The sequence below is a fragment of the Pseudomonas sp. Pseusp21 genome (assembly GCF_059492145.1).
This window is the reverse complement of the sequence record NZ_CP168520.1, coordinates 4,223,644-4,243,789: the sequence shown is the minus strand read 5'-3', so window position 1 is coordinate 4,243,789 and position 20,146 is coordinate 4,223,644. Positions and strand designations below refer to the sequence as shown.

Annotated in this window: 17 protein-coding genes; 2 read left to right on the top strand and 15 right to left on the bottom strand. The window is 61.4% G+C overall.

Going from position 1 to position 20,146, the window contains the following annotated elements; translation table 11 throughout:
* Positions 1-152: 152 nt before the first annotated feature.
* Positions 153-1,955 carry a lipid A export permease/ATP-binding protein MsbA gene (msbA, locus tag ACEN93_RS19330; RefSeq protein ID WP_039766570.1) on the bottom strand — a complete coding sequence of 601 codons (1,803 nt, stop codon included), beginning with the start codon at positions 1,953-1,955 and terminating at the stop codon, positions 153-155.
* A gap of 154 nt (positions 1,956-2,109) precedes the next feature.
* Between msbA and ACEN93_RS19325 the strand changes: the two genes are divergently transcribed.
* Both ACEN93_RS19325 and ACEN93_RS19320 read left to right on the top strand, forming a co-directional pair.
* On the top strand, positions 2,110-3,972 hold the full coding sequence (locus ACEN93_RS19325; protein ID WP_085667714.1) for a bifunctional O-antigen ligase/aminoglycoside phosphotransferase family protein: 1,863 nt from the start codon (positions 2,110-2,112) through the stop codon (positions 3,970-3,972).
* A complete protein-coding gene (locus tag ACEN93_RS19320) occupies positions 3,972-5,189 on the top strand; it encodes an acyltransferase family protein (protein WP_085667713.1) in 1,218 nt (405 codons plus the stop codon). The genes ACEN93_RS19325 and ACEN93_RS19320 overlap by 1 nt, the downstream gene beginning before the upstream one ends.
* A gap of 18 nt (positions 5,190-5,207) precedes the next feature.
* Here the strand turns inward: ACEN93_RS19320 and ACEN93_RS19315 are convergent, their stop codons facing one another.
* The 14 genes from ACEN93_RS19315 to waaF all read right to left on the bottom strand — a co-directional run bounded on the left by ACEN93_RS19315 (position 5,208) and on the right by waaF (position 20,106).
* Positions 5,208-6,092, bottom strand: a complete 885-nt coding sequence (locus tag ACEN93_RS19315; RefSeq protein WP_039766775.1) for a glycosyltransferase — start codon at positions 6,090-6,092, stop codon at positions 5,208-5,210.
* 14 nt (positions 6,093-6,106) lie between these two features.
* Complete coding sequence (locus tag ACEN93_RS19310) at positions 6,107-7,261, bottom strand: glycosyltransferase family 4 protein (RefSeq protein WP_039766564.1); 1,155 nt, start codon at positions 7,259-7,261, stop codon at positions 6,107-6,109.
* Positions 7,258-8,703, bottom strand: a complete 1,446-nt coding sequence (locus tag ACEN93_RS19305) for a PIG-L deacetylase family protein (protein WP_495610390.1) — start codon at positions 8,701-8,703, stop codon at positions 7,258-7,260. Before ACEN93_RS19305 ends, ACEN93_RS19310 begins: the two co-directional genes overlap by 4 nt.
* A gap of 8 nt (positions 8,704-8,711) precedes the next feature.
* Positions 8,712-9,608 (bottom strand): antimicrobial resistance protein Mig-14, encoded by an 897-nt coding sequence (locus ACEN93_RS19300; RefSeq protein ID WP_039766559.1) that lies wholly within the window; start codon positions 9,606-9,608, stop codon positions 8,712-8,714.
* The gene (locus tag ACEN93_RS19295; protein WP_103386572.1) at positions 9,608-10,738 is read right to left on the bottom strand and encodes a glycosyltransferase; all 1,131 of its coding nucleotides are present in this window, start codon (positions 10,736-10,738) and stop codon (positions 9,608-9,610) included. Before ACEN93_RS19295 ends, ACEN93_RS19300 begins: the two co-directional genes overlap by 1 nt.
* Positions 10,722-12,479: a carbamoyltransferase family protein gene (locus tag ACEN93_RS19290; RefSeq protein WP_007952261.1), complete on the bottom strand. Its 1,758-nt coding sequence runs from the start codon at positions 12,477-12,479 to the stop codon at positions 10,722-10,724. The genes ACEN93_RS19295 and ACEN93_RS19290 overlap by 17 nt, the downstream gene beginning before the upstream one ends.
* Positions 12,480-12,651: 172 nt before the next feature.
* Complete coding sequence (locus ACEN93_RS19285) at positions 12,652-12,987, bottom strand: YceK/YidQ family lipoprotein (RefSeq protein WP_490841926.1); 336 nt, start codon at positions 12,985-12,987, stop codon at positions 12,652-12,654.
* A 159-nt stretch (positions 12,988-13,146) separates the two neighbouring features.
* A complete protein-coding gene (locus tag ACEN93_RS19280; protein ID WP_495610389.1) occupies positions 13,147-14,598 on the bottom strand; it encodes a lipopolysaccharide kinase InaA family protein in 1,452 nt (483 codons plus the stop codon).
* Positions 14,598-15,350 (bottom strand): lipopolysaccharide kinase InaA family protein, encoded by a 753-nt coding sequence (locus tag ACEN93_RS19275; protein WP_103386570.1) that lies wholly within the window; start codon positions 15,348-15,350, stop codon positions 14,598-14,600. Before ACEN93_RS19275 ends, ACEN93_RS19280 begins: the two co-directional genes overlap by 1 nt.
* Complete coding sequence (locus ACEN93_RS19270) at positions 15,347-16,081, bottom strand: lipopolysaccharide kinase InaA family protein (RefSeq protein ID WP_039766546.1); 735 nt, start codon at positions 16,079-16,081, stop codon at positions 15,347-15,349. Before ACEN93_RS19270 ends, ACEN93_RS19275 begins: the two co-directional genes overlap by 4 nt.
* Positions 16,081-16,887 (bottom strand): lipopolysaccharide core heptose(I) kinase RfaP, encoded by an 807-nt coding sequence (gene rfaP, locus ACEN93_RS19265; RefSeq protein WP_495610388.1) that lies wholly within the window; start codon positions 16,885-16,887, stop codon positions 16,081-16,083. The genes ACEN93_RS19270 and rfaP overlap by 1 nt, the downstream gene beginning before the upstream one ends.
* Entirely contained in the window at positions 16,888-18,009 is a 1,122-nt protein-coding gene (locus tag ACEN93_RS19260) for a glycosyltransferase family 4 protein (protein ID WP_039766540.1), read from the bottom strand.
* Entirely contained in the window at positions 18,009-19,070 is a 1,062-nt protein-coding gene (waaC, locus tag ACEN93_RS19255) for a lipopolysaccharide heptosyltransferase I (RefSeq protein WP_495610387.1), read from the bottom strand. Before waaC ends, ACEN93_RS19260 begins: the two co-directional genes overlap by 1 nt.
* A gap of 1 nt (position 19,071) precedes the next feature.
* Entirely contained in the window at positions 19,072-20,106 is a 1,035-nt protein-coding gene (gene waaF, locus ACEN93_RS19250) for a lipopolysaccharide heptosyltransferase II (protein WP_039766536.1), read from the bottom strand.
* Positions 20,107-20,146: the final 40 nt, after the last annotated feature.

The following is a 20,146-nucleotide window of genomic DNA, read 5'->3' as shown; positions in this document are numbered from 1 at the left end:
TTTATGCCGGTTTGGTCAAGAAGGGTAAAGGACTGGATACAAATGAATGTGGGAGCGAGCCTGCTCGCGATGACGCATGCACCTTCAACATTGATGTTGACTGTTGCACCGCTGTCGCGAGCAGGCTCGCTCCCACAAGGTTTTCCGGGGGATCAGGCGATGTCTTCGGCCGGGGCGTCAAGGCCCATGGCGTTGAGACGCGCGTAATAGCCGTTCTGTGCCAGCAGGTCGTCGTGAGTGCCGCGCTCGACGATCCGACCCTGATCCATGACCAGAATCAGGTCGGCTTTCTCGATGGTCGACAGACGGTGAGCGATCACCAGCGTGGTACGGCCCTTCATCACTTGATCCAGGGCAGCTTGAATGTGTCGCTCGGATTCGGTGTCGAGGGCCGAGGTGGCCTCGTCGAGAATCAGCAGCGGCGCGTTCTTGAGCAAGGCCCGGGCAATCGCCAGACGCTGGCGCTGGCCGCCGGAAAGCAGCACGCCGTTCTCGCCGACCTGAGTGTCCAGGCCTTCGGGCAGTTGCGAAATGAAGTCCATCGCGTAGGCATCACGCGCTGCTTTTTCGATGTCTTCGCGCGGTGCCCCTGCCAGATCGCCATAGGCGATATTGTTGGCCACGGTGTCGCTGAACAGCGTGACGTGCTGGGTGACCTGAGCAATGTGGCGACGCAGATTGAGCAGCTTGTATTGCTCGACTTCCACACCGTCGATCAGGATCTCGCCCTTGTCGTGGTGATAGAAGCGCGGGATCAGGTTGGCCAGGGTCGACTTGCCGCTGCCCGAACGCCCCACCAGCGCCACCATCTGCCCCGGCTCGACCGAGAAACTGATGTCATCGAGCACCTGACGCTCGGTGCCCGGATAGGTGAAGCTCAGGTTGCGTACATCGAGGCGACCGCTGACCGAGTCGCGCTCGACCGTGCCGGTATCGACTTCCGGCTCGACGTCCAGTTGCTCGAAAATGCTTTCGGCCCCGGCCACGCCTTTCTGGATGGTCGAACTGACTTCGGACAACTGACGGATCGGTTTGGGCAGCAGGCCCGCGAGCGTGATGTAGGCGACCATGTCACCGGCCGAGGCGTCGCCGCGAAGGTACAGCACGAGGAACATCAGGATCGCCATAGCGCTGTAGATCACCAGTTGCAGCAGCGGCGTGTAGATAGCCCCGGTGCGGGTCATGCGCAGCTGCTTGTCGGTATTGCCCTGGCTGGCATCGAGGAAGCGCTTTTCCTCGTAGGCTTCGCCGCCAAAGCTGCGTACCACGCGATAGCCCTGGATGGTTTCCGACGCCACGTGGGTCACGTCGCCCATGGCCAGCTGGATTTTCTTGCTCTGCTTGCGGAATTTCTTGCTGGCGGTGCGCACCATCACGGCGATCAGCGGCAGGATCGCAACCATCACCAGCGTCAGCTTCCAGTTCATGAACAGCAGGGAGGCGAACAGGAAGATCACCGTCATGCCTTCACGGATTACGACCTTGATCGCATCTGTTGCCGCCCCCGTGACCATTGTCACGTTGAAGGTGATGCGCGAAATCAGGTGACCGGAGTTATGCTTGTCGAAATAACGGTTGGGCAGGACCAGCAGGTTGTTGAAGAGCTGTACCCGCAGGTCATGCACCAGGCCCAGGGAAACCTTGGCCAGGAAATAGTTGCCCAGATAAGATCCCAGCCCCTGCCAGGCGGCGATCAGGATGATCAGCAGCGGTACGGCCTGCAGCAGTTGCAGGTCGCGCAGGTAAGGCACGGTGGGAAACAGTACTGCCTCGGGATTGGACAGACCGTCGACAAAGTACTTGAGGATGTAGCCGAGCATCGGCTGGGTCGAGGCAAAAATCAGAAAACCGACGATGCTGATCAGGAACAGACTGATGTACGGCCGGACATAGCCGAGCAGGCGGAAGTAGATTTTCAAGCTCGAAGGGCTTGCGGCGGGACTGGAGTCGGTCATATCACGCGAAAGTCGATAAAAAGGACGCTGACTTTAGCACAGCTTCTTCAGGGTTCTGGCAATCGGCCAAAGGCTGTTATTGTTATGCGTCTTTTTCAGCGTCAAATAGCCATCATCGAAATGGCCGATCAACTTCAGGATTGAATCTCTCAGCATGCAACTTCGCGGCTTCAGCAGTACGTCCAATCGAATTTTCGATTTCATCAGCCTGTGGATACTTCCCGTCGGCTACTTCCTGCTCTTGTGCGCGCTGTTTTTCCTGCCGGGTCGCAGTATTCATCACAAGCTGTTTTACGGTTTGTTCAGCATTCCGACGCTGATTGCACTGTGCCTGCGCCCCAGGGAACTCAAGGAAATGCTGCGTGAGCCAGTATTCATTGCGTTGCTGCTGTTTGCCGCCTGGGCACTGCTGAGCCTTTGCTGGGGGCCGCAGGGGGAGCCGATAGGCGGCATGTTCAAACCCCCGCTGCATACCCTGATGCTGTTCGCCGGGTGTTTCCTGCTGGTTCGTTACCGCAGCGACATTCTTTCGCCATTACTGTTCGGCGCCGCGCTGGTGGCCCTGGTCGCAACGATCATTTTCCTGATTCCATTCGTGCTCCACTCTGCACCCGGCGAGCGCCTGATCGGCGGCGGCGCGTTTGACAACCCGTTGCTCAGCTCCCATCTGTTCGGATTTTTCTGCGCCTACTGGCTCAGCCTGAGCATGACCTGCAAGAATCGCCGGCTGTACTGGCTCAGCATCCCCGCGATGCTGATCATGTTCATGGCCGTGATCGGGACCGGCTCGCGCACCCCGCTGGTGGCGCTGACCATGGCGGCATTGTGGCTGAGCCTGATTTGCTGGAACCGACGCTCGCTGGTGCTGCTGGGGACATTGGCGGTCGCTGGTGCAGCCGTGTCGGTGCTGTTCTCGAAGATGATCATCGAACGCGGTGACTCCTACCGTTTCGAAATCTGGCAGCAAGCCCTGGAAAAAATCGCCGAACACCCATGGATCGGCCACGGCTACAACGCAGCACTGGCGATTGACCCGGGTGTCGGTTACAACTTTCAGGAACCGCACAGTTTTGCGCTGGGCGTGCTTTATTACGTCGGCATCCTCGGCATGCTGCCCTGGCTGTTTTTTCAGGCCTGGGGGTTGCTGAGCAGTTGGCGCCAGCGCGTGCAGCCGCTGCTGATCATCGCCTCGACCTGGCTGGTCTTCGGCATCGGTGCCGGACTGACCGAGGGTGGCGGGATCATCTCGAGACCCAAGGAGCACTGGTTCCTGCTGTGGATTCCGCTGGCACTGATTGCAGCCCTGAGCATCAATCAGCGTGCCCGACGCCTTTTGACGATGCCGGTCCGGAAGCTTTCGGCATCCGCGCTGCAACAGCTGAGTACTGACGCTCAGGTGATTGAAGAGGACGGTCTGGGGCCGAAGGTGCTGCGCCTGTCCGATGGCAGCTTTCTCAAGCTGTTTCGCCGCCGCCGCTGGTATACCTCGGGCAGTTTCAATCCGTATTCCGAGCGGTTTGCCGTCAACAGCGAGCAATTGCGCCGGATGGGCATTCCCACGCCCCAGGTGCTGAACCTGTATCGCCTCGACGACGGCAGCAGTGCCGTACATTACACGCCGCTGCCAGGCCATACCCTGCGCCAGGTCTTGCAGGGAATCACCGCGCCGGCCGTGCGACAGGCGCTGGTGGAGCGTTTTGGCAAATTCATGGCCGGCCTGCATGAGCAGGGTGTGTATTTCCGCTCGCTGCATCTGGGCAATGTGCTGGTGCTGGAGGATGGCGAGTTCGGGCTGATCGATCTGGCCGACCTGCGGATCTACCCTTCACCCCTCAGCCTGTCACTGCGCCAGCGTAATCTGCGCCACATGCAACGCTACACCGTCGACAAACGCTGGCTGTTCGAGGATCACCTCGAAGCGCTGCTCCAGGGGTACGCCGTAACGGCGTCGAAATCCGCCGTAGACAATCTGCACAGGCAAGTGCTGGCCGGCAACACGCCGGCTCGGGTTCATTGATGATTCAGACCAGTCCGTTCATTGCGCCGGCCGCCTATCTGCTGGCCACCGTCACCGCCGCGTTGCTGCTGCGGGCCGTGCCGAAAATCGCACGCCATCTGCAGCATTCGGGTGAAAGCCGCTATGCCAGCATCGATGGCCTGCGCGGCTATCTGGCATTCGGTGTATTCGTGCATCACTCGATCATTACCTGGATCTTTCTGCGCACGGGCGTGTTCGAATTTCCGCCGAGCAATTTCTACTCGATGCTGGGCCAGGGCAGCGTGGCCCTGTTCTTCATGATTACCGGTTTTCTGTTCTGGAGTCGTCTGTTGGCCCAGGGCCGTCAGCACGACTGGCTGGCCTTCGGTATTTCGCGAGTGTTCCGGTTGTATCCGCTGTATCTGCCATTGATGCTGGCGGTGTTCGTCACCGTGTTCTACCTGCAGGACTGGCAACTGAAGGAGCCGGTGTCACAGCTGTTCAAACAGGGCCTGCTGTGGCTGACGTTCGATCGCCCCGACGTCAACCAGTACCCGCAAACCGGCATGCTGATCTCCAACGTCACCTGGACGCTGGCCTATGAAGTGTTTTTCTATCTGGCGCTGCCACTGGCGGCCCTGGTATTCGTCTATCGCGGCAACTGGCTGCAAGTAGTGCTGTGCCTGATCGGGATTTACGCGCTGTACCAGTTGGTCGGCTGGGAGCATTCGCTCAAGAAGCATTTCCTGGCCAGTTTTCTCGGCGGAATTGCCGCCGCCTATTGGGTCCGGCGCCCGCAGCTGGTGGCCTGGAGCCGCACGACGCTGGCCAGCGTAATTGCCCTGGTGGCGCTGGCATTGGCGTTCACCGTGTTCAACCGGGCGTTCAAAACCGCTCCGCTGTTTCTGCTGTCGCTGTTTTTTGTGATCGTGGCTTCGGGCAACACCCTGTTCGGCGCCTTGAAACCGCGCAGCATCCGCTGGCTGGGGGAGATCAGCTACAGCACTTACCTGCTCCATGGTTTCGTGCTCTGGCTGATGGTTCAGCGCCTGCCGCTGGCGCTGGACCTCGATGCCCGTGAGACCTGGGTTTACCTGCCGTTGATGGCTGCCTGCACGTGCCTGTTGATTCTGATCAGCAGCGCGACATTCCTTTACATCGAGCAACCCGGCATGAATGCGGGCAGGAACGTGGTGCAATGGATTCGCCAGCGTCAGAAAGGCAGCAAGAAACTGTCGGAAAAAGTCGCTCGCTGACCGCGAGCGACAACGACCTCAGTCCTTTTCCAGCGGCGAGAACAGCAACCGGCCCAAACCGCGCCAGGTCTTCTTGTTCCAGGCCTTGAAAGGAATCTGCGCCAGCAGCTCCCGCGCCAGTTTGCGATCGCGGTTGGCGGTTTTCAGGAACATCGAGTTGAGCGACTTGTAGCGCACTTCGTCGTACAGCGGATGATCGCTGAACAGCGCATAGGTGCGCAGAATGTTTTCGATCATGAAACGGTGGTTCTTGTAGGAATTGGTGGCGTGCTTGCGATAGCGCGCCATCACCACGTTCAGGCCATCGATGAAGTACCCGGCGCGGGTCACTTTCAGCTCGATGTACAGATCTTCAAGACGAATCGTCGGGTCGAACCCGCCCACCTTGTCCAGCGCCTCACGGCGGATCATCAGGGTCGGCGCCGGCGGATACGGTTTGCGCTCCAGGAACATGTCATCAAAATCCAGGCGCCGGAACGGCACGTCCCGGCGCTGACGCTTTTCCGGATAGAGATTGCCGTCGGCGTCCATCAGCTCGATGTTGCCGGCGCAGATGCCCACTTCCGGTTTGCCGTCCATATAGGCGACCTGGGTGGCGATCCGGTCCGGGTACATGATGTCGTCGGAGCCGAACGGTACGATCAGGCTGCCCTTGGCCCGCGCGATGGCGCCGTTGAGCGTATTGGTCAGGCCCTGGTTCTGCTGCACACGAAAATCGAAGCCGTGCTTTTCCTGCAGGGCCTTGATGCGCTCAACGCTGTCGTCCTTGGAACCGTCGTCGACCACCAGCAGCTCGATGTTCCGGTAGGTCTGATTGATGACACTGAGGATGCTTTCCTCGATGTACGGCCCGTGGTTGTAGGACGCGATGATGACGGTGACGAGGGGCTGGGCACCGCTCAGGGCACTTGTATCGCTCATGGCTGTTCCTTGCGGGCCTGCTCCAGGCCGGAGTCGATCAGGTTCAGGTATTCCTGGCGGAAGACCTCGATGTCGTGCTGTTCCTGCAAATAGCGGTAGGCCTGCTCGCCCTTGGCCTTGAGCTCGTCATCCGACAGCGCGAGGTAGGTGTCCAGCGCCGCCACCAGGCTCGGTACGTCCTTGGGGGTGATAGACAGGCCACCGGCACCTTCGATCAGCGGCAGCATGGCCGGCACGTTCGAGGCGATCACCGGCAGATGCCCGCTCATGCCTTCCAGCAAGGCCAGGCCCAGACCTTCGGCCAGCGACGGCATGGTCCAGATATCGAACGCGCGCACGTATTGCAGGGCGTTTTCCTTGAAGCCCAGCAGGTGCGCCCGGCCGCTCAGTCCCAACTGTTCGATCTCGGCCGCCAGCGGCGCCTGCAGGCGTCCGGCACCGATGATTGCCAGTTGGGTGTTCGGGTATTTGTCCTTGAGTTGGGCGAAGGCCTGCAACAGGTAAGTGTGGCCCTTGACCGACACCAGCCGCCCCAGCGCACCGATCAGGCGCACCTTCGGATCGATCCCCAGCAATTCGCGCGCACGTTCGCGGCTGTGCTGCAAACCCTCGGCCTGCTCGATGTCGATGGCATTGGTGATCGCGTACGTGTTCTGGTCAGTGAAACCGCAATCGCAGTCCAGCAGGTACTGTTTGACCGCCGGCGAAACGCCGACGAAACGCCAGTGGCGGTCGATCAGGCGCTGAGTCTGGCGACGACGGTAGAAGCGGTCGTACTCGCCGAAGCCGTGGGAAATACCGATGCACAACGGCACTTTCAACCAGCGGTTGAGCGTCAGCATCATGTTCACCGGTTTGAAGCGGTTGCAGATCACCACGTCGAACTTTTCCCGGCGGCAGAACTTGTACAGCTGCCACATCGCCCGCAGGCGCATGCCTTTGAGGGACTTGTCGGAAAACTCGAAATACACCGAACGGTCGGCACGGCTGACCGCCTCGCCCGGTCCGGGTTTACCGCGCAGGAAGGCGGCGGTCACTTCGTAACGATCGGTCGGCAGCGCCTTGACGATTTGCTCGGCAAGGTCGGCGAAATCATGGGATTTGACGTTGTAATCGGGCTGCAGCTGCAGCACCTTTGCGCGTTGACTCATACCTCTCCCCGGTGCGATCCCGTCGCGCCTGTTTCGCTCTGCTTCAGTACCCAGAACAACTCCTGGCGTCTGACCGCTTTGCGGAAAAATTCGTTCTCGCCGTAGACCGATGGACGCCGACCAGCCAGCAGTCGCTGAAACAGCCGGCGCAGGCGACGCTTGAACGGCGCCGGTGGCTGCAGGTCATGCATCATGCCCAGCGCCATGGCCTTGTCCCGCTGCAGTTCGATCGACAGCGGCAGGCACAGCGGCTGCATCGCGAGGGTCGCATCGAACGTCGGCGGCAGGGCAATGCCCTGCCCGCTGTCGCCCATCGGCCAACGGTCGTTGTCGTGCAAGTGGTTGGCGTAACCGAGCAGCGTCGGTTGGTAATCGAGACCGCGCAAGGCTGCCAGCACCGCCTCTTGGGCGCAGATATGGTCGGGATGCGGATCGAGCGTTGGGTGCGGCAGCACGATCACATCCGGGCGCGCACGCAACAGCACATCACGCAGGTCGGCCAGCAGATTGTTCCAGGTCGGCGCGCCGTCGGCATCGCCGGGCAAGGCAAACGGATTCAGCTGACGGAACAGGCGTGTGTCGCTCAGATCGGCTTCCCGCGAGCCAACGGGTTGATTCGGCGCAGCCTGCATCGCCGCCAGTTGCAGGCAGAAATACCCGAGTTGCACGCAATGCTCCTGCGGCACCCCGGCCCAGCGCGGTACGGCAAGACTGTCCCAGGCACGCAAGCGGCCCTTGAGCCGTGCCGCGTCGACCTTGTTCAGGCCCATCTGTTGATAATGTTCGGCTTCGATCTCGCCGGCGGTCAGGGTCACGATCCAGGCTTCTTTGGCCTGGCTGTACAGTCCGTAGGCGGCCAGTTCGGCATCGTCGGCGTGAGGGGCGATGACCATCACCCGCTGCTGACGGTAGTCCGGTTGCTCCAGCGCCCACAGCACCGGCTCGCCGGAGACCCGGCAAAAGCGCCCGCGCAGACGCAACTGGCCTTGCGACAGCGCCTGCGCCTGTCCACTGAGGTTCAGATAACGCAGACCGTTGACGCCGCGCTCGAACGTCTGCACGTCGGGATGGGCGCCATCGGCCAACTCGACCCGAGGATCGAAGAAGCGTCCCAGGAAGCTGCTTTTGACCTTCACGGCGAGGATCAGTGTGGCGTCGTCCACCAGCATCACGCCCTCGTCGAGGCGCAATTGCTCACCGTTCAAATGCACTTTTGGCTGCGGAGTGAACGGCGGAAAGCTGTATTGGTAATCGTCTTTCGGCGAATAGAACAGGTGATCGGCGAACCACGCTTCGTGGGCAATCCAGCCGACCACCGCCAGCACCAGCGGCAACCACCAGGCCACCAGCACGCCGAGGATGATCAACACGATCAGTGCGATCAGCAGGCCGATGCGTTTATTGCGCCGGTGACGTTTGAGCAGTTGCTGTTTGCGGCTCATGGGCTGACTCATACGGTGAAGACCGGCACAGGATTGCACCAGCGATCCTTGTATTCACGGTCGGCGCGACCGAAGGAAAAGCGCAGCGGCTTGTTCAGTGCCCGCGCCTGCTCCCAGGCACTTTGCGTATTGAGAAAACTCAGGACGCTGCCGGGGCTGAATTCACGGGTTTCGGGGTCGACGCCGCCGTTGATGTACTCGACGCTGATCCACTCCGGGGCTTCGACGCGGTACACCAGTTGGATGGCGATCGGTGCGTCGTTGAGGAAGATCACCGAGCCGATCAACAGCTCGCGCAACAGTTCGATGACTTCGGCCATGCGTGCCGCGCCAGTGGCCGGGAAACCCCAGCGACGCTGGAACAGGTCGCAGTAGATCGCCGCCAACTCCGCACTGGAGAAGTCGCTGACCGGCCGCACCACGCCGCCCGCCTCTTCCAGCAGGCGCAGTTCACGGCGCTGGTTGTAGCGAAACTTCTTCGACAGTTCTTCGGGGGTACGGGCCATAGCCAGTTGTTCGGGCTGCAACTTGAGGCCGCTGAAGCGGTTTTCGTTGAGCGCCGACAGGTAGCGCCCACGATGGCGCAGCGGGGCCTGAGCATCGGCGGCGGCCGGCAGGATCAGCTCGGCGTTGCCCAGGTCGAACAGGCCTTTCTTGCCGTTGCGCTTGAGCACGTCCTTGGACAAGGCCAGGTCGCGGCCCCAGGTCGGGATCGCGGCTTTGATTTCGCCCTGCTGCTCCCAGGCCAGATAGCGCACCGGGATGCCGGCCAGATCCGCCAGACGCTCGACGACCATGGGATGAGTCGCGACGCTGCCGCCAAATCGCTGCCAGGCCTGTGCATAAGTTGAGGCGTCAACGGGCGACCAGCCACGTTCGCGCCAGCCTTGAAATCGGTTGAGCATCAGCCCCTCGGTGCCAGATCGGTAACTTGCGGCAAATGCCAGAAGGTGTCGCGTACGGCGCGGTCGGAGAAGCGCTCGCGCAGGCGGTCGAACATCATCTCGGCGCACTGACGACGCTGCTGCTCGTCCATACCGGCCAGATGTTTCAGGCCCTGGGCCAGATGCTCGGCGTCACCCAGCGGAAACAGGATCCCGACGCCTTCGACCACTTCCTTCGCCCCGCCGCACGCCGTGGCCAGCAACGGCACGCCGGCGGCCATGGCCTCCAGCAGCACCATGCCGAACGGTTCGTGGTCGGAACTCAGGGCAAACACATCGAACGCCCGGAAGTAATTGCGTGCGTCCGGCACCTGGCCGAGGAACAACACGCGATCACCGATGCCCAGTTCACGGGCCAGTTCCTTGAGGTCTTGTTCCAGACGCCCTTTGCCGAGAATCACCAGTTGGCTGTTGGCCGGCAGACCGGACAATGCCGCAGCAAAACCGTGCAGCAGCGTGGCCTGATCCTTGTCCGGGTGCAGACGACCGACGTTGCCGACAATGAACGCATCCGCTGACAGACCGAGGGTCTCGCGGGCTTCACGGGCCGACACCTGACTCATCTGCAACGCCGAGACATCGATGCGGTTGTAGAGGGTCTGGATGCGCGCCGCCGGCCATTTCGGCAGGCAACGGCGCATGTCGTCGCGCACTGCATCGGACACGCCGAGCAGGCTCAAACGCTTGCGGAAAATCTGCGCAAAGAGTTTGCGCGAGCCGCGTTTGTAATCGCCAAACGCGTGATGCACGCCAATCACCGGCAGCGAAGTGCCGAGCAAGGCGATGTAGATCGGCTTGAAGCGATGGGCGATGCAGAAACTGAAATTGCGTGAAGCGGCGATCTTGCGCAGATCGCCGATGGCGCCCAGCTTCAGGCCACGAATGGCCTTGGAGCTGTATTCCATGAACAACACTTCATCGGAGGCGCAGGCTGCGGCCACCTCGCTATCGGCAGCCCCGGTCAAAAAAACCGTGGTGACCCGATAACCGGTGCCCGCGAACAGGCTGGCGTACTGCCGCGCGCAGTCGAGGAACGGCCCGTCATAGCCGTGACAGAACTGCAGCACATGGCGTTCAGCCGAGCGTGTCATAAGCGTTTGCGCCTTCTTTGACCACCAGGATGTCTTCCATGATCAGGTACTGCAGATCCGAGCCGAAGAACATGTTCAGGGCATCGGTCGGCGAGCAGATCATCGGTTCACCGCGGCGGTTGAGCGAGGTGTTCAGGGACACGCCGTTGCCGGTCAGCACTTCCAGCGCCTTCATCATGTCGTAGTAGCGCGGGTTGTATTCGCGCTTGAGCACCTGAGCCCGGGACGTACCGTCTTCGTGGACGACTTCCGGCACGCGGGTCTTCCACTCTTCCGCCACTTCGAAGGTGAAGGTCATGAACGGCGCCGGGTGATCGATCTTGATCATCTGCGGCGCAACGGTGTCGAGCATCGACGGGCAGAAAGGCCTCCAGCGCTCGCGGAACTTGATCTGGTGGTTGATGCGGTCAGCCACGCCAGCCACGCTCGGGCAGCCGATGATCGAACGACCGCCCAGTGCACGCGGACCGAACTCCATGCGGCCCTGGAACCAGGCCACCGGGTTGCCATCGACCATGATTTTGGCGATCTGCTCCGGCATGTTGTCGAGCTTGCGCCAGGTCGGCTTGTTCTCGTGACGGGCGCACGCGGCGATCACGTCTTCGTTGCTGTACGACGGGCCGAGGTAGACGTGTTCCATCTTCTCGACCGGCACGCCACGGGCGTTGGACACGTAAGCTGCTGCGCCGACTGCGGTGCCAGCATCGCCGGAGGCAGGCTGTACGAACAGTTCCTTGACGTCATCACGGGCGATGATTTTCTGGTTGAGCTTGACGTTCAACGCACAGCCACCGGCATAGGCCAGTTTGCCGGTTTCCTTGAGCACGTCGCCCAGGTAGTAGTCGATCATCTGCAGCGCGATTTTTTCGAACAGCGCCTGAATGCTGGCGGCGTAATGGATGTACGGCTCGTCGGCAATATCGCCTTCGCGCTTCGGACCCAGCCACTCGATCAGCTTCGGCGAGAAGTAGTAACCCTTGCCCTTCTCTTTATAGCGACGCAGGCCGATCACGTTGGCGTAGTCGGTGTTGATCACCAGCTCGCCGTTCTCGAACGAAGCCAGGCGCGAGAAATCATATTTGCTGGCGTCACCGTACGGCGCCATGCCCATGACCTTGAACTCGCCGTCGAGCATGTCGAAACCGAGGAACTCGGTGATCGCACCGTACAGGCCGCCGAGGGAGTCCGGATCGAAGAATTCCTTGATCTTGTGGATCTTGCCGTTCTCGCCATAACCGAAGAAGGTCGTGGCGTACTCGCCCTTGCCGTCGATGCCGAGGATCGCGGTTTTCTCTTTGAAACCCGAGCAGTGGTAGGCGCTGGAAGCGTGGGCCAAGTGGTGTTCAACCGGCTCGATCTTGATTTTCTTCGGATCGAAGCCCAGTTGCTCCAGACACCAGACGATCTTGTTGCGATAGCGCTTGTAGCGACGGTTGCCCATCAGGATCGCGTCGAGTGCACGGTCCGGGGCGTACCAGTAACGCTTGGCGTACTGCCAGCGGGCCTTGCCGAAAATGCTGATCGGAGCGAACGGAATCGCGACCACGTCTACGTCGGACGGTTTGATGCCTGCCTGCTCCAGGCAGAACTTCGCCGATTCGTAGGGCATGCGGTTCTTTGCATGTTTATCGCGCACGAAGCGCTCTTCCTCAGCCGCCGCGACCAGCTTGCCGTCGATGTACAAGGCTGCTGAAGGATCATGGCTAAGGGCGCCGGACAGGCCAAGAATCGTCAATGCCACAGGGGTCTAGCCTCTTTAGTCTGCATTCAGGCGCGATGCGCCTTGAAAAATGATGTGCCCTCGCACCGGGCGAGAGACAGCTAAAGGGCGGGATTATAGCGTAAACGTGGCGGGAATGACCCTGCGCGAATTGCCCCATGTCGTTCAACCCACAGAACCCTTGTCCATGGGACTATCCACGGCTTGATCGCCAATAAACACTGATATTCCCGTCCACCGCCTGGCGATAGATCGTGTACGGCAGGAAAGCCGTGTCGAAGACGCCGGACAGGGTCAGGTCGAGCAGGACGACCGGTACCAGAATGCCGGTAGGATCGGGCGGCGCGTGCAGCAGGCAGAAATCATGGGCAAGCCCGCTGTAGATGCGCGGAATCGACTGACAGTAGGTCTTCTGTTTGCGCAGGCCGCGCGTGGCGCCGTCGTCGTCCTGCAACACCGTGACGGCGGTGCCGCAGCCGGACAGTGCCAGGGATAATGCGCCGATCGTGATAGCGTTTTTGATGGTCAAGATTTGCCCTCCGGGAACGTCGGGGCAAACTAGCATCGGGGTTTTGCGAGGGGCAGTTCATGGCTTCCGGAAAGGCCGTAGGACAAATCACAAGGATTTGTCGCCACATGCCTTACCCGAATTCAACTGCAGAAACGTCTTACGCGCTGGCGAAAATAATCACGCAGCGCCCGCTACATCCCTGGGCAAGCGCTGATCAATTACCTGATACAGCGCACTGCTCTCAGGCCAGTTGCGCATGAACCGCGCACGATCCCGGGCATAGGCCGGAGCGAAGCTGCTCACCGAGCCGTGCTGGCACATCGAGTCCAGATCGATCAGCGCCCAGCGGTCTTCCTGCCAGAACAGGTTATGACCCTTGAAGTCGCCATGGCTGATGCGTTCGGCGATCAACCGTGCAAACAGCTGATCCAGCGCCTGCAACTCGCTTTCCGGCGCCGCACCGCTTTCAACATACGGCGCAAAACGCTCGATGATGTCCGGTCCGGCCAGGTACTCGGTGATCAGATAAGCCTTGCTGCGCAGCCAGAGAAAGCGGGTTTCCAGCACTGCCAGCGGTTTTGGTGTGGCAATGCCGAGAAACGCCAGGCGATTGCCTTCGCGCCAGGAATGCCAGGCGCGGCTTGGACGCCAGAAGCGCTTGAGCCAATGGGCAAAATTCTTGATGTTGTAACGCTTGATCACCAGAGGACGCCCGGCAACCTCGACCTTGCCGACACTGGCCGCGCCGCCGGTCTTGTACAGATGGCCCTGATCGAGCAAGGCATCGGCCTGTTCCAGCACCGGCAGCATCGCGGGCTCTTCCTCGCGGCGAATCGACCGCAGACCGAACGCGCCGCGCTTGACGCTGAACAGCGTGCATTCACGACCGACCTTGATCAGGAAGTCCTTCAAGCGCCAGGCGCGCACCTTGTCGATCTGCTTTTGCAAGGCCTCCAGCGGCAGCGCGTGTTCACTGTTGCTCAGCAGGTAATACACCAGCAATTCTTCGGTGAACGGCTCGAGCGACTTGGGCAACTGGGCGAAAAACACCCCGAGGTTTTCCAGCACTTTCTGCCGGGACAATGGCTGGCCGGCACTTTCTGCACAGATGCCGGCGCCATCGATCAGATACAGCTGACCACCGTGGCGCAACAGGTTGTCCAGGTGCAGGTCTTCCTGCCACAAACCTTTGCCGTGTAACTGACCAATGGCACCAAGCGCTTCGGCCAGCACCGCCGATTGTTCGTCGGCCAGCACCGGCAAGGATTCGACCTTGTTCCAGGCATCGCCCAGGCTTTCGGCACCTTCGAGGAACTCGAACAGCAGCCAGCCACCCTCGCCCTCCGTCAATCCATCAGCCAGCAGCAACGGCGTGGTCATGCCCTGAGCAGCGAGCAGTTTCACCCCTTCCAGCTCACGCTGAAAATGCCGCGCAGCCTTGTTGCCGACCAGTAACTTGGCCAGCACCGGACGCCCGCGCCACACACCGGCACCGACGTAACGCTGCCCCGGCAACACCCGCAACAGACTGAGCAACTGCAAATCGGCGGCGCCCGCCGCATCGGCCAGCGAAACCGTGAGCGGCAGACTCGGCGTGCGCCCGGCATTTTTCAGGTCGGACAGCTGCATCAGCGGGTCTCCTTGCGACTGCGCCGCGCGGTCAGCCGCGTGACCCAGGCATCCACCAGCGAACTGCCCGTCGGCTGATCGAGATACGCCGCCAGCAACTCACGCAATTGCGCGTCACTCCACTCCGGCGCTCGGCGCAGCAGTGGTTCCAAGTCCTTGACCCGGTCACGCAGACCGAACAGCAACGGCCGGGTCTTTTCCAGGTCGATCAACTGCGCCTGATAGCCGTCGCCCTCGGCGCGCAGGAAAATGTGCTTTGGATAGAAGCAGCCGTGCACCTGACGCATGCTGTGGAGATGGCGCGCCAACAGGCCGCAAGACTTGAGAATCGCCGATTGCTGCGCGGCATCGAGGTCCGACCAGCGCTGCAACAGCGAATCGAGATCGTCCCAGCCATCCAGCGCCCGGGTCAGCAGGATCGCACGGACTTCGCCGTTGACCTTGCGCTCACCGAAGAACGCCGCCTGCAACGCCGGGATGCCGAGCTTGTTGTAACGACTGATGTTGCGAAATTCCCGGGCGAACGTCGGCTCGCCGAAGGGCGCGTGCAGGGTGCGGGTCAGGTAATTGCACTGGCGCTTGAGGTAATAGCCATGCCCCTCCAGCTCCAGACGAAACACGCTGCTCCAGCCCCCGCCATCGGTGTTGGGCTCATCCACGGCGTCGAGCTGCTTGGACCACAGCGCATCGAACGTGCCGAGACCGTGGCGTTCCAGCAGCGCACGGTCTTCAGCGGCCAGAAAATCAGTCATTCGCGTCCCTCGAAAAATCTCACCACGTGGCGAATCCGTTGCTTGTCGGCGGCATTCAGCCGGTCACGCTGGCGGTATTGCAGGTAGAAGCGCAGGCGCTGGGTGTTCGACAGGTGATACTTGGCCACCTTGTCGAGACAGGCCAGATCCTTGGTGATCCGGTATTTGAGCCAGAAACCGCGCCAGAAATCGCCGTTCGGGCAGTCGATCAGATACAACTGCGCCTGATCGTCGATCAGCAGGTTGCGCCACTTCAGATCGTTATGGGTAAAGCGGTGGTCGTGCATGACACGTGTATAACCGGCCAGTTGCCGGCTGACGCCGTCGACCCAGGCACGATCCCTGAGCTTCGGATCGTTGCGTTCGGCCAGTGCCGACAGGTCTTCGGTGCGCGGCAGTTCACGGGTGATCATCGCCCCGCGATCGTAGGCCATGCCGTTGCGCTCCAGACCCCACGCCACCACTTCGGCGGTGGGAATGCCCCACTTGGCGAAGCGCTTGAGGTTCTGCCATTCCATCTTCACCCGGGGCTTGCCCAGATAACGCCGCAGGCCCTTGCCGGCACCGCTGTAGCGCTTGACGTAATAGTTGACGCCGTTGAGCTGCACGCGAATGACTTCGGACAAGGGATCGCGGGTCAGGCGCTCGCCCTGCAGAGCAAATACCGCTTCGAGGCTACCGAAATACTGCGCAAGTTCACTGTACTCAGGCTCCAGATTCCAACCCGCCATCAGAGCGCATCCCCGTAACGTTGCTTGCGTGCGTAGAGCTTGTTGGCCTTGCCTTCGAGCCAGCTCAGCAACGGCGCTTCTTCGGCCAGGATCTGGCGCAGCGGTTGCTGGAAATAGCCTTTGAGGAAGCGCAATTTGTCGCGGCGGGTCAGACCGATGTCCAGCGCGGAAAAGTACAGCGCCGCCAGGTCCTTGTTGCGCCAGCGCTGGGTGATCGCCGGGCGGGTCTGGGCACGGTGCAGGTCGATCACCGAGAGTTTGAAGTCTTCCGGGGTCACCGGTTTGTCGGTGTGCAGCAGAAAGTGGCAGATGTAGCAATCGCGGTGGTTGACCCCGGCGCGGTGCATCATGCCGGTCATGCGCGCGACCTCGGCGATCAGCGCCCGCTTGAGTTTCGGCTCCGGCGGTTGCTTGACCCAGTCGATGCTGAAGTCTTCGAGACTGATGGTCGGCGCCAGCTCTTCGGTGACGATGAACGAATGCTGATCCGCCGGGTTGCTGCCCTTCTCGCCGTACGCGACGGCGGTCATGGTCGGCACGCCGACTTCCTGCAAGCGCTGGATGGCTCTCCATTCCTGGCCCGCGCCGAGTACCGGCAGCTTGGCGGTCAGCAGGTTCTTGAAGATCTCTCCCCAGCCGATACCGCGGTGAATCTTGACGAAAAAGCCATTGCCGTCGACTTCCGTGCGCAACGTCCGGCGGGCTTCCAGCTCGCGGTACACCTCACCCTGCAAGCCCTCGACCTCGGCGAACGGGTCGCGTCCGGCCCACAGGCTCTTGAACGGTTCAGCCAGCATCAACTTCATTTAAGCGTGCTCCGCCAGAATCACATCGGCCGCGTGCTGCGGCATGCTGTAGAGGTCGGCCGTCTCGGCGAAGGCCAGACCGTTGCGGCTCCAGGCCGCCCGTGCAGCGTCGTCGTTCAACATGTCAGTCAGGTATTGCGTCAGTTGCGCCTGATCGAACGGCTCGTCCAGCACTCGTCCGGCGTCGGCCTCGGCGATGTAATGGGCATAACCGCAGACCGCGCTGACCAGCACCGGCAACCCGGCGACCAGCGCTTCAAGCAGCACCGTACCGGTGTTTTCGTTGTACGCCGGGTGGATCAACAGGTCGGCGCCGAGCAGGAAACGCGGGATATCGCTGCGCCCCTTGAGGAACGTCACGTTGTCACCCAGGCCCAATGTTGCACTCTGCATCTGGAACAATTTGGGGTCATCCTGGCCGATTACAAACAGCCGGGTGCGTTTCTTCAGCTCGGCGGGCAATGCGGCCAGTGCTTTGAGGCTGCGATCGACACCTTTGGTCTTGAACCCGGAACCGATCTGCACCAGCAGCAGTTCGTCGTCCTTGAGGTTGAATTCGGCGCGGAAACCGGCGCGAATCTGGTCGGCATCCGCCGGACGGCGGCGATCCTGGGCGATGCCAGGCGGCAGCAGGTGGAAGCGCTCAAGTGGCGTGTCGTAATACTTGATGAACAGCGGCTGCTGCACTTCGGAAATCATCAGCACTTCGGTCTTCGCGTCTTTGGCGAACACCGCACGCTCGTATTCGGCGAAGTGGCGGTAGCGGCCCCAACGGCGATACAGCGAATGGCGCAGGTTCTGCGCCTTGTCTTCGAAGCAACCGTCGGCGGCGTAGTAGACGTCCAGCCCCGGCATCTTGTTGAAGCCGATCAGGCGATCCACCGGACGCTTGGCCAGGTCCGCTTCCATCCACGCGCTGAGCTTTTCGTTGCGCCGGTGATTGAAGAACGCCTTGACCGGCGCCACCAGCACTTCGAAGCCGGGTGGCACGTCGCCTTCCCAGATCAGGGTGTAGACGCGGATCTGGTGCCCGCGCTTCTGGCATTCGAGGGCGATGCGCATGAAATCGCGCTGCAAACCGCCGAACGGGAAATATTTGTACAGGACAAAAGCCAATTGCATCAGCGCAGCTCCTCAGCCATCAACAACGTGCTCAGTCGGCTGGCAACACGCTCGGGATTCAGACGCGTGAAGCACAGGGGCCACTCGCGTTTCAGGTCAAACTGACGGGCATCCTGCGCGGTCGGTTGATACGTACATTTCTTTTGCAGGCACGGCGCGCACGGGAAATCGCTGCCGAGGTGAATCTGCAGCTTGCCGTAGGCGCCGGTCAGGCCCGGATTGGTCGGGCCGAACAGGGAAATCGTCGGCACATACAAAGCGGCGGCAAGGTGACCGAGGCCGGTGTCCACCGCGACGCAGGCCTGGGCGCCGGCCAATACCTTGCCGACCCCGGCCAGGTTCAGCTTCGGCAGCACTTCGGCGTGCTTGAAACCGGCGGCGATGCGCTCGGCCCGGGCCTTCTCCAGCGGATTGCCCCACGGCAGCTTGATCCCGACGCCGAGGTAGCCGACCCGTTCGGTCAGCTCGCGCCAGTAGGCTTCCGGCCAGTGCTTGGTGTCCCAGGTGGTGCCGTGGAGGAACACCACGTAGGCATTCTTGCGCGGCAGCTCGACCAGACGCTCGACGTTGAGGCCGTAATCGCCCAGGCCTTTGGGCAAGTCGTAACCCAAAGCAATCGCAAACAACTGGCGCACGCGCTCGACGGCGTGCTGCCCACGGGCCACCGCCAGTTTGCGGTCATAAAAACGCGCGGCGATCGGCTCGCGGGCCGAGCCCTTGTCGAGACCGGCCACCGGGGCTTTGACGTAGCGGGTCAGCCAGGCGCTTTTCAGCAGGCCTTGAGCGTCGATCACCAGGTCATATTTGTTCGCCCGAACGGATTGCTTGAAGCGTTTCCACTCGCCGCTGGTGATGGTTTTCCAGATGTTTTTGCGCCAGCGGCGGATCGCCACCGGAATCACTTTGCCTACGGCCGGGTGCCAGGTCGGAATCTCGGCGAAGCCTTCTTCCACCACCCAGTCGAACTTGATCCCGGGAATCGCCCGGGCGGCGTCGCTCAGCGCCGGCAACGCGTGAATCACGTCGCCCAGCGATGAAGTCTTGATCAGCAATACCCGCAAGTTAATGGACCTCGACCACAGAGCCCTGCAAACGCTGCAAGGCATCGTTGACCGCGTCCGGCATCAGCTGGCGCAGGCAGTTGTAATGGCCGAAACGGCAGGTGCGATCGAAGCAAGGGCTGCAATCGAGACCCAGGCGGACGATTTCCACATGCTCGGCCAGCGGCGGGGTGAAACCCGGCGAGGTCGAACCGTAGACCGCCACCAACGGGCGATTGAGCGCAGCGGCCACGTGCATCAGACCGGAATCGTTCGAGACCACCGAGTCGGCGCAGGACATCAGGTCGATGGCCTCGGCCAGCGAAGTGCCGCCACTGAGATTCACGGACTCTTCGCGCAGGCCCGGAATCAGCCGCGCGCGAATGTCTTCGCCCACCGCGTGATCGTTCTTCGAACCGAACAGCCAGACCTGCCAGCCTTCACGGATGCGCGCCTCGGCGACCTTGGCGTAATGCTCGGACGGCCAGCGTTTGGCTTCACCGAATTCGGCGCCGGGGCACAGCACCAGCACCGGGCGGTCGAGGGTCAGGCCGAACTTGGCCAATGCGGCCTCGCGGGTCACCGGATCGATCTGCAGGCTCGGGCGCGGATAAGGTTTTGGCAGCTCGGCGTTCGGCTCGTAAGCCAGCGCCATGAAACGCTCGATCATCAGCGGATAACGCTCTTTATCCAGCGTGCGCACGTCGTTGAGCAGGCCGTAGCGGAATTCGCCGCGCCAGCCGGTGCGTTTCGGGATGCCGGCGAAGAACGGCACCAGCGCCGACTTCAACGAGTTCGGCAGCAGGATCGCCTGGTCGTACTGACCGGCCAGGGATTTGCCGATTCGCCGACGGGTCGCCAGCTCCAGCGCGCCGTGGCCGAGCGGGAAGCTCAAGGCCTTGCGCACTTCGGGCATGCGTTCGAGGATCGGCCGGCTCCACTCCGGGGCCAGCACGTCGATTTCGCACTGTGGGTGGCGCTGCTTGAGACACTGAAACAGTGTCTGCGCCATCACCATGTCACCGACCCAACTGGGCCCAACGATCAGAATATTCATGTGGTTTCCATAAACGAACCGGGGAGGCTTCACGCCTCCC

Coding starts and splice junctions, on each gene's coding strand:
- msbA (WP_039766570.1), bottom strand. CDS start 1,955: ATGACCGACTCCAGTCCCGCCGCAAGCCCTTCGAGCTTGAAAATCTAC.
- ACEN93_RS19320 (WP_085667713.1), top strand. CDS start 3,972: ATGATTCAGACCAGTCCGTTCATTGCGCCGGCCGCCTATCTGCTGGCC.
- rfaP (WP_495610388.1), bottom strand. CDS start 16,887: ATGAAGTTGATGCTGGCTGAACCGTTCAAGAGCCTGTGGGCCGGACGC.
- ACEN93_RS19305 (WP_495610390.1), bottom strand. CDS start 8,703: ATGAGCCGCAAACAGCAACTGCTCAAACGTCACCGGCGCAATAAACGC.
- ACEN93_RS19295 (WP_103386572.1), bottom strand. CDS start 10,738: ATGACACGCTCGGCTGAACGCCATGTGCTGCAGTTCTGTCACGGCTAT.
- ACEN93_RS19300 (WP_039766559.1), bottom strand. CDS start 9,608: ATGCTCAACCGATTTCAAGGCTGGCGCGAACGTGGCTGGTCGCCCGTT.
- waaF (WP_039766536.1), bottom strand. CDS start 20,106: ATGAATATTCTGATCGTTGGGCCCAGTTGGGTCGGTGACATGGTGATG.
- ACEN93_RS19275 (WP_103386570.1), bottom strand. CDS start 15,350: ATGACTGATTTTCTGGCCGCTGAAGACCGTGCGCTGCTGGAACGCCAC.
- ACEN93_RS19325 (WP_085667714.1), top strand. CDS start 2,110: ATGCAACTTCGCGGCTTCAGCAGTACGTCCAATCGAATTTTCGATTTC.
- ACEN93_RS19260 (WP_039766540.1), bottom strand. CDS start 18,009: ATGCAATTGGCTTTTGTCCTGTACAAATATTTCCCGTTCGGCGGTTTG.
- ACEN93_RS19280 (WP_495610389.1), bottom strand. CDS start 14,598: ATGCAGCTGTCCGACCTGAAAAATGCCGGGCGCACGCCGAGTCTGCCG.
- ACEN93_RS19310 (WP_039766564.1), bottom strand. CDS start 7,261: ATGAGTCAACGCGCAAAGGTGCTGCAGCTGCAGCCCGATTACAACGTC.
- ACEN93_RS19270 (WP_039766546.1), bottom strand. CDS start 16,081: ATGGCGGGTTGGAATCTGGAGCCTGAGTACAGTGAACTTGCGCAGTAT.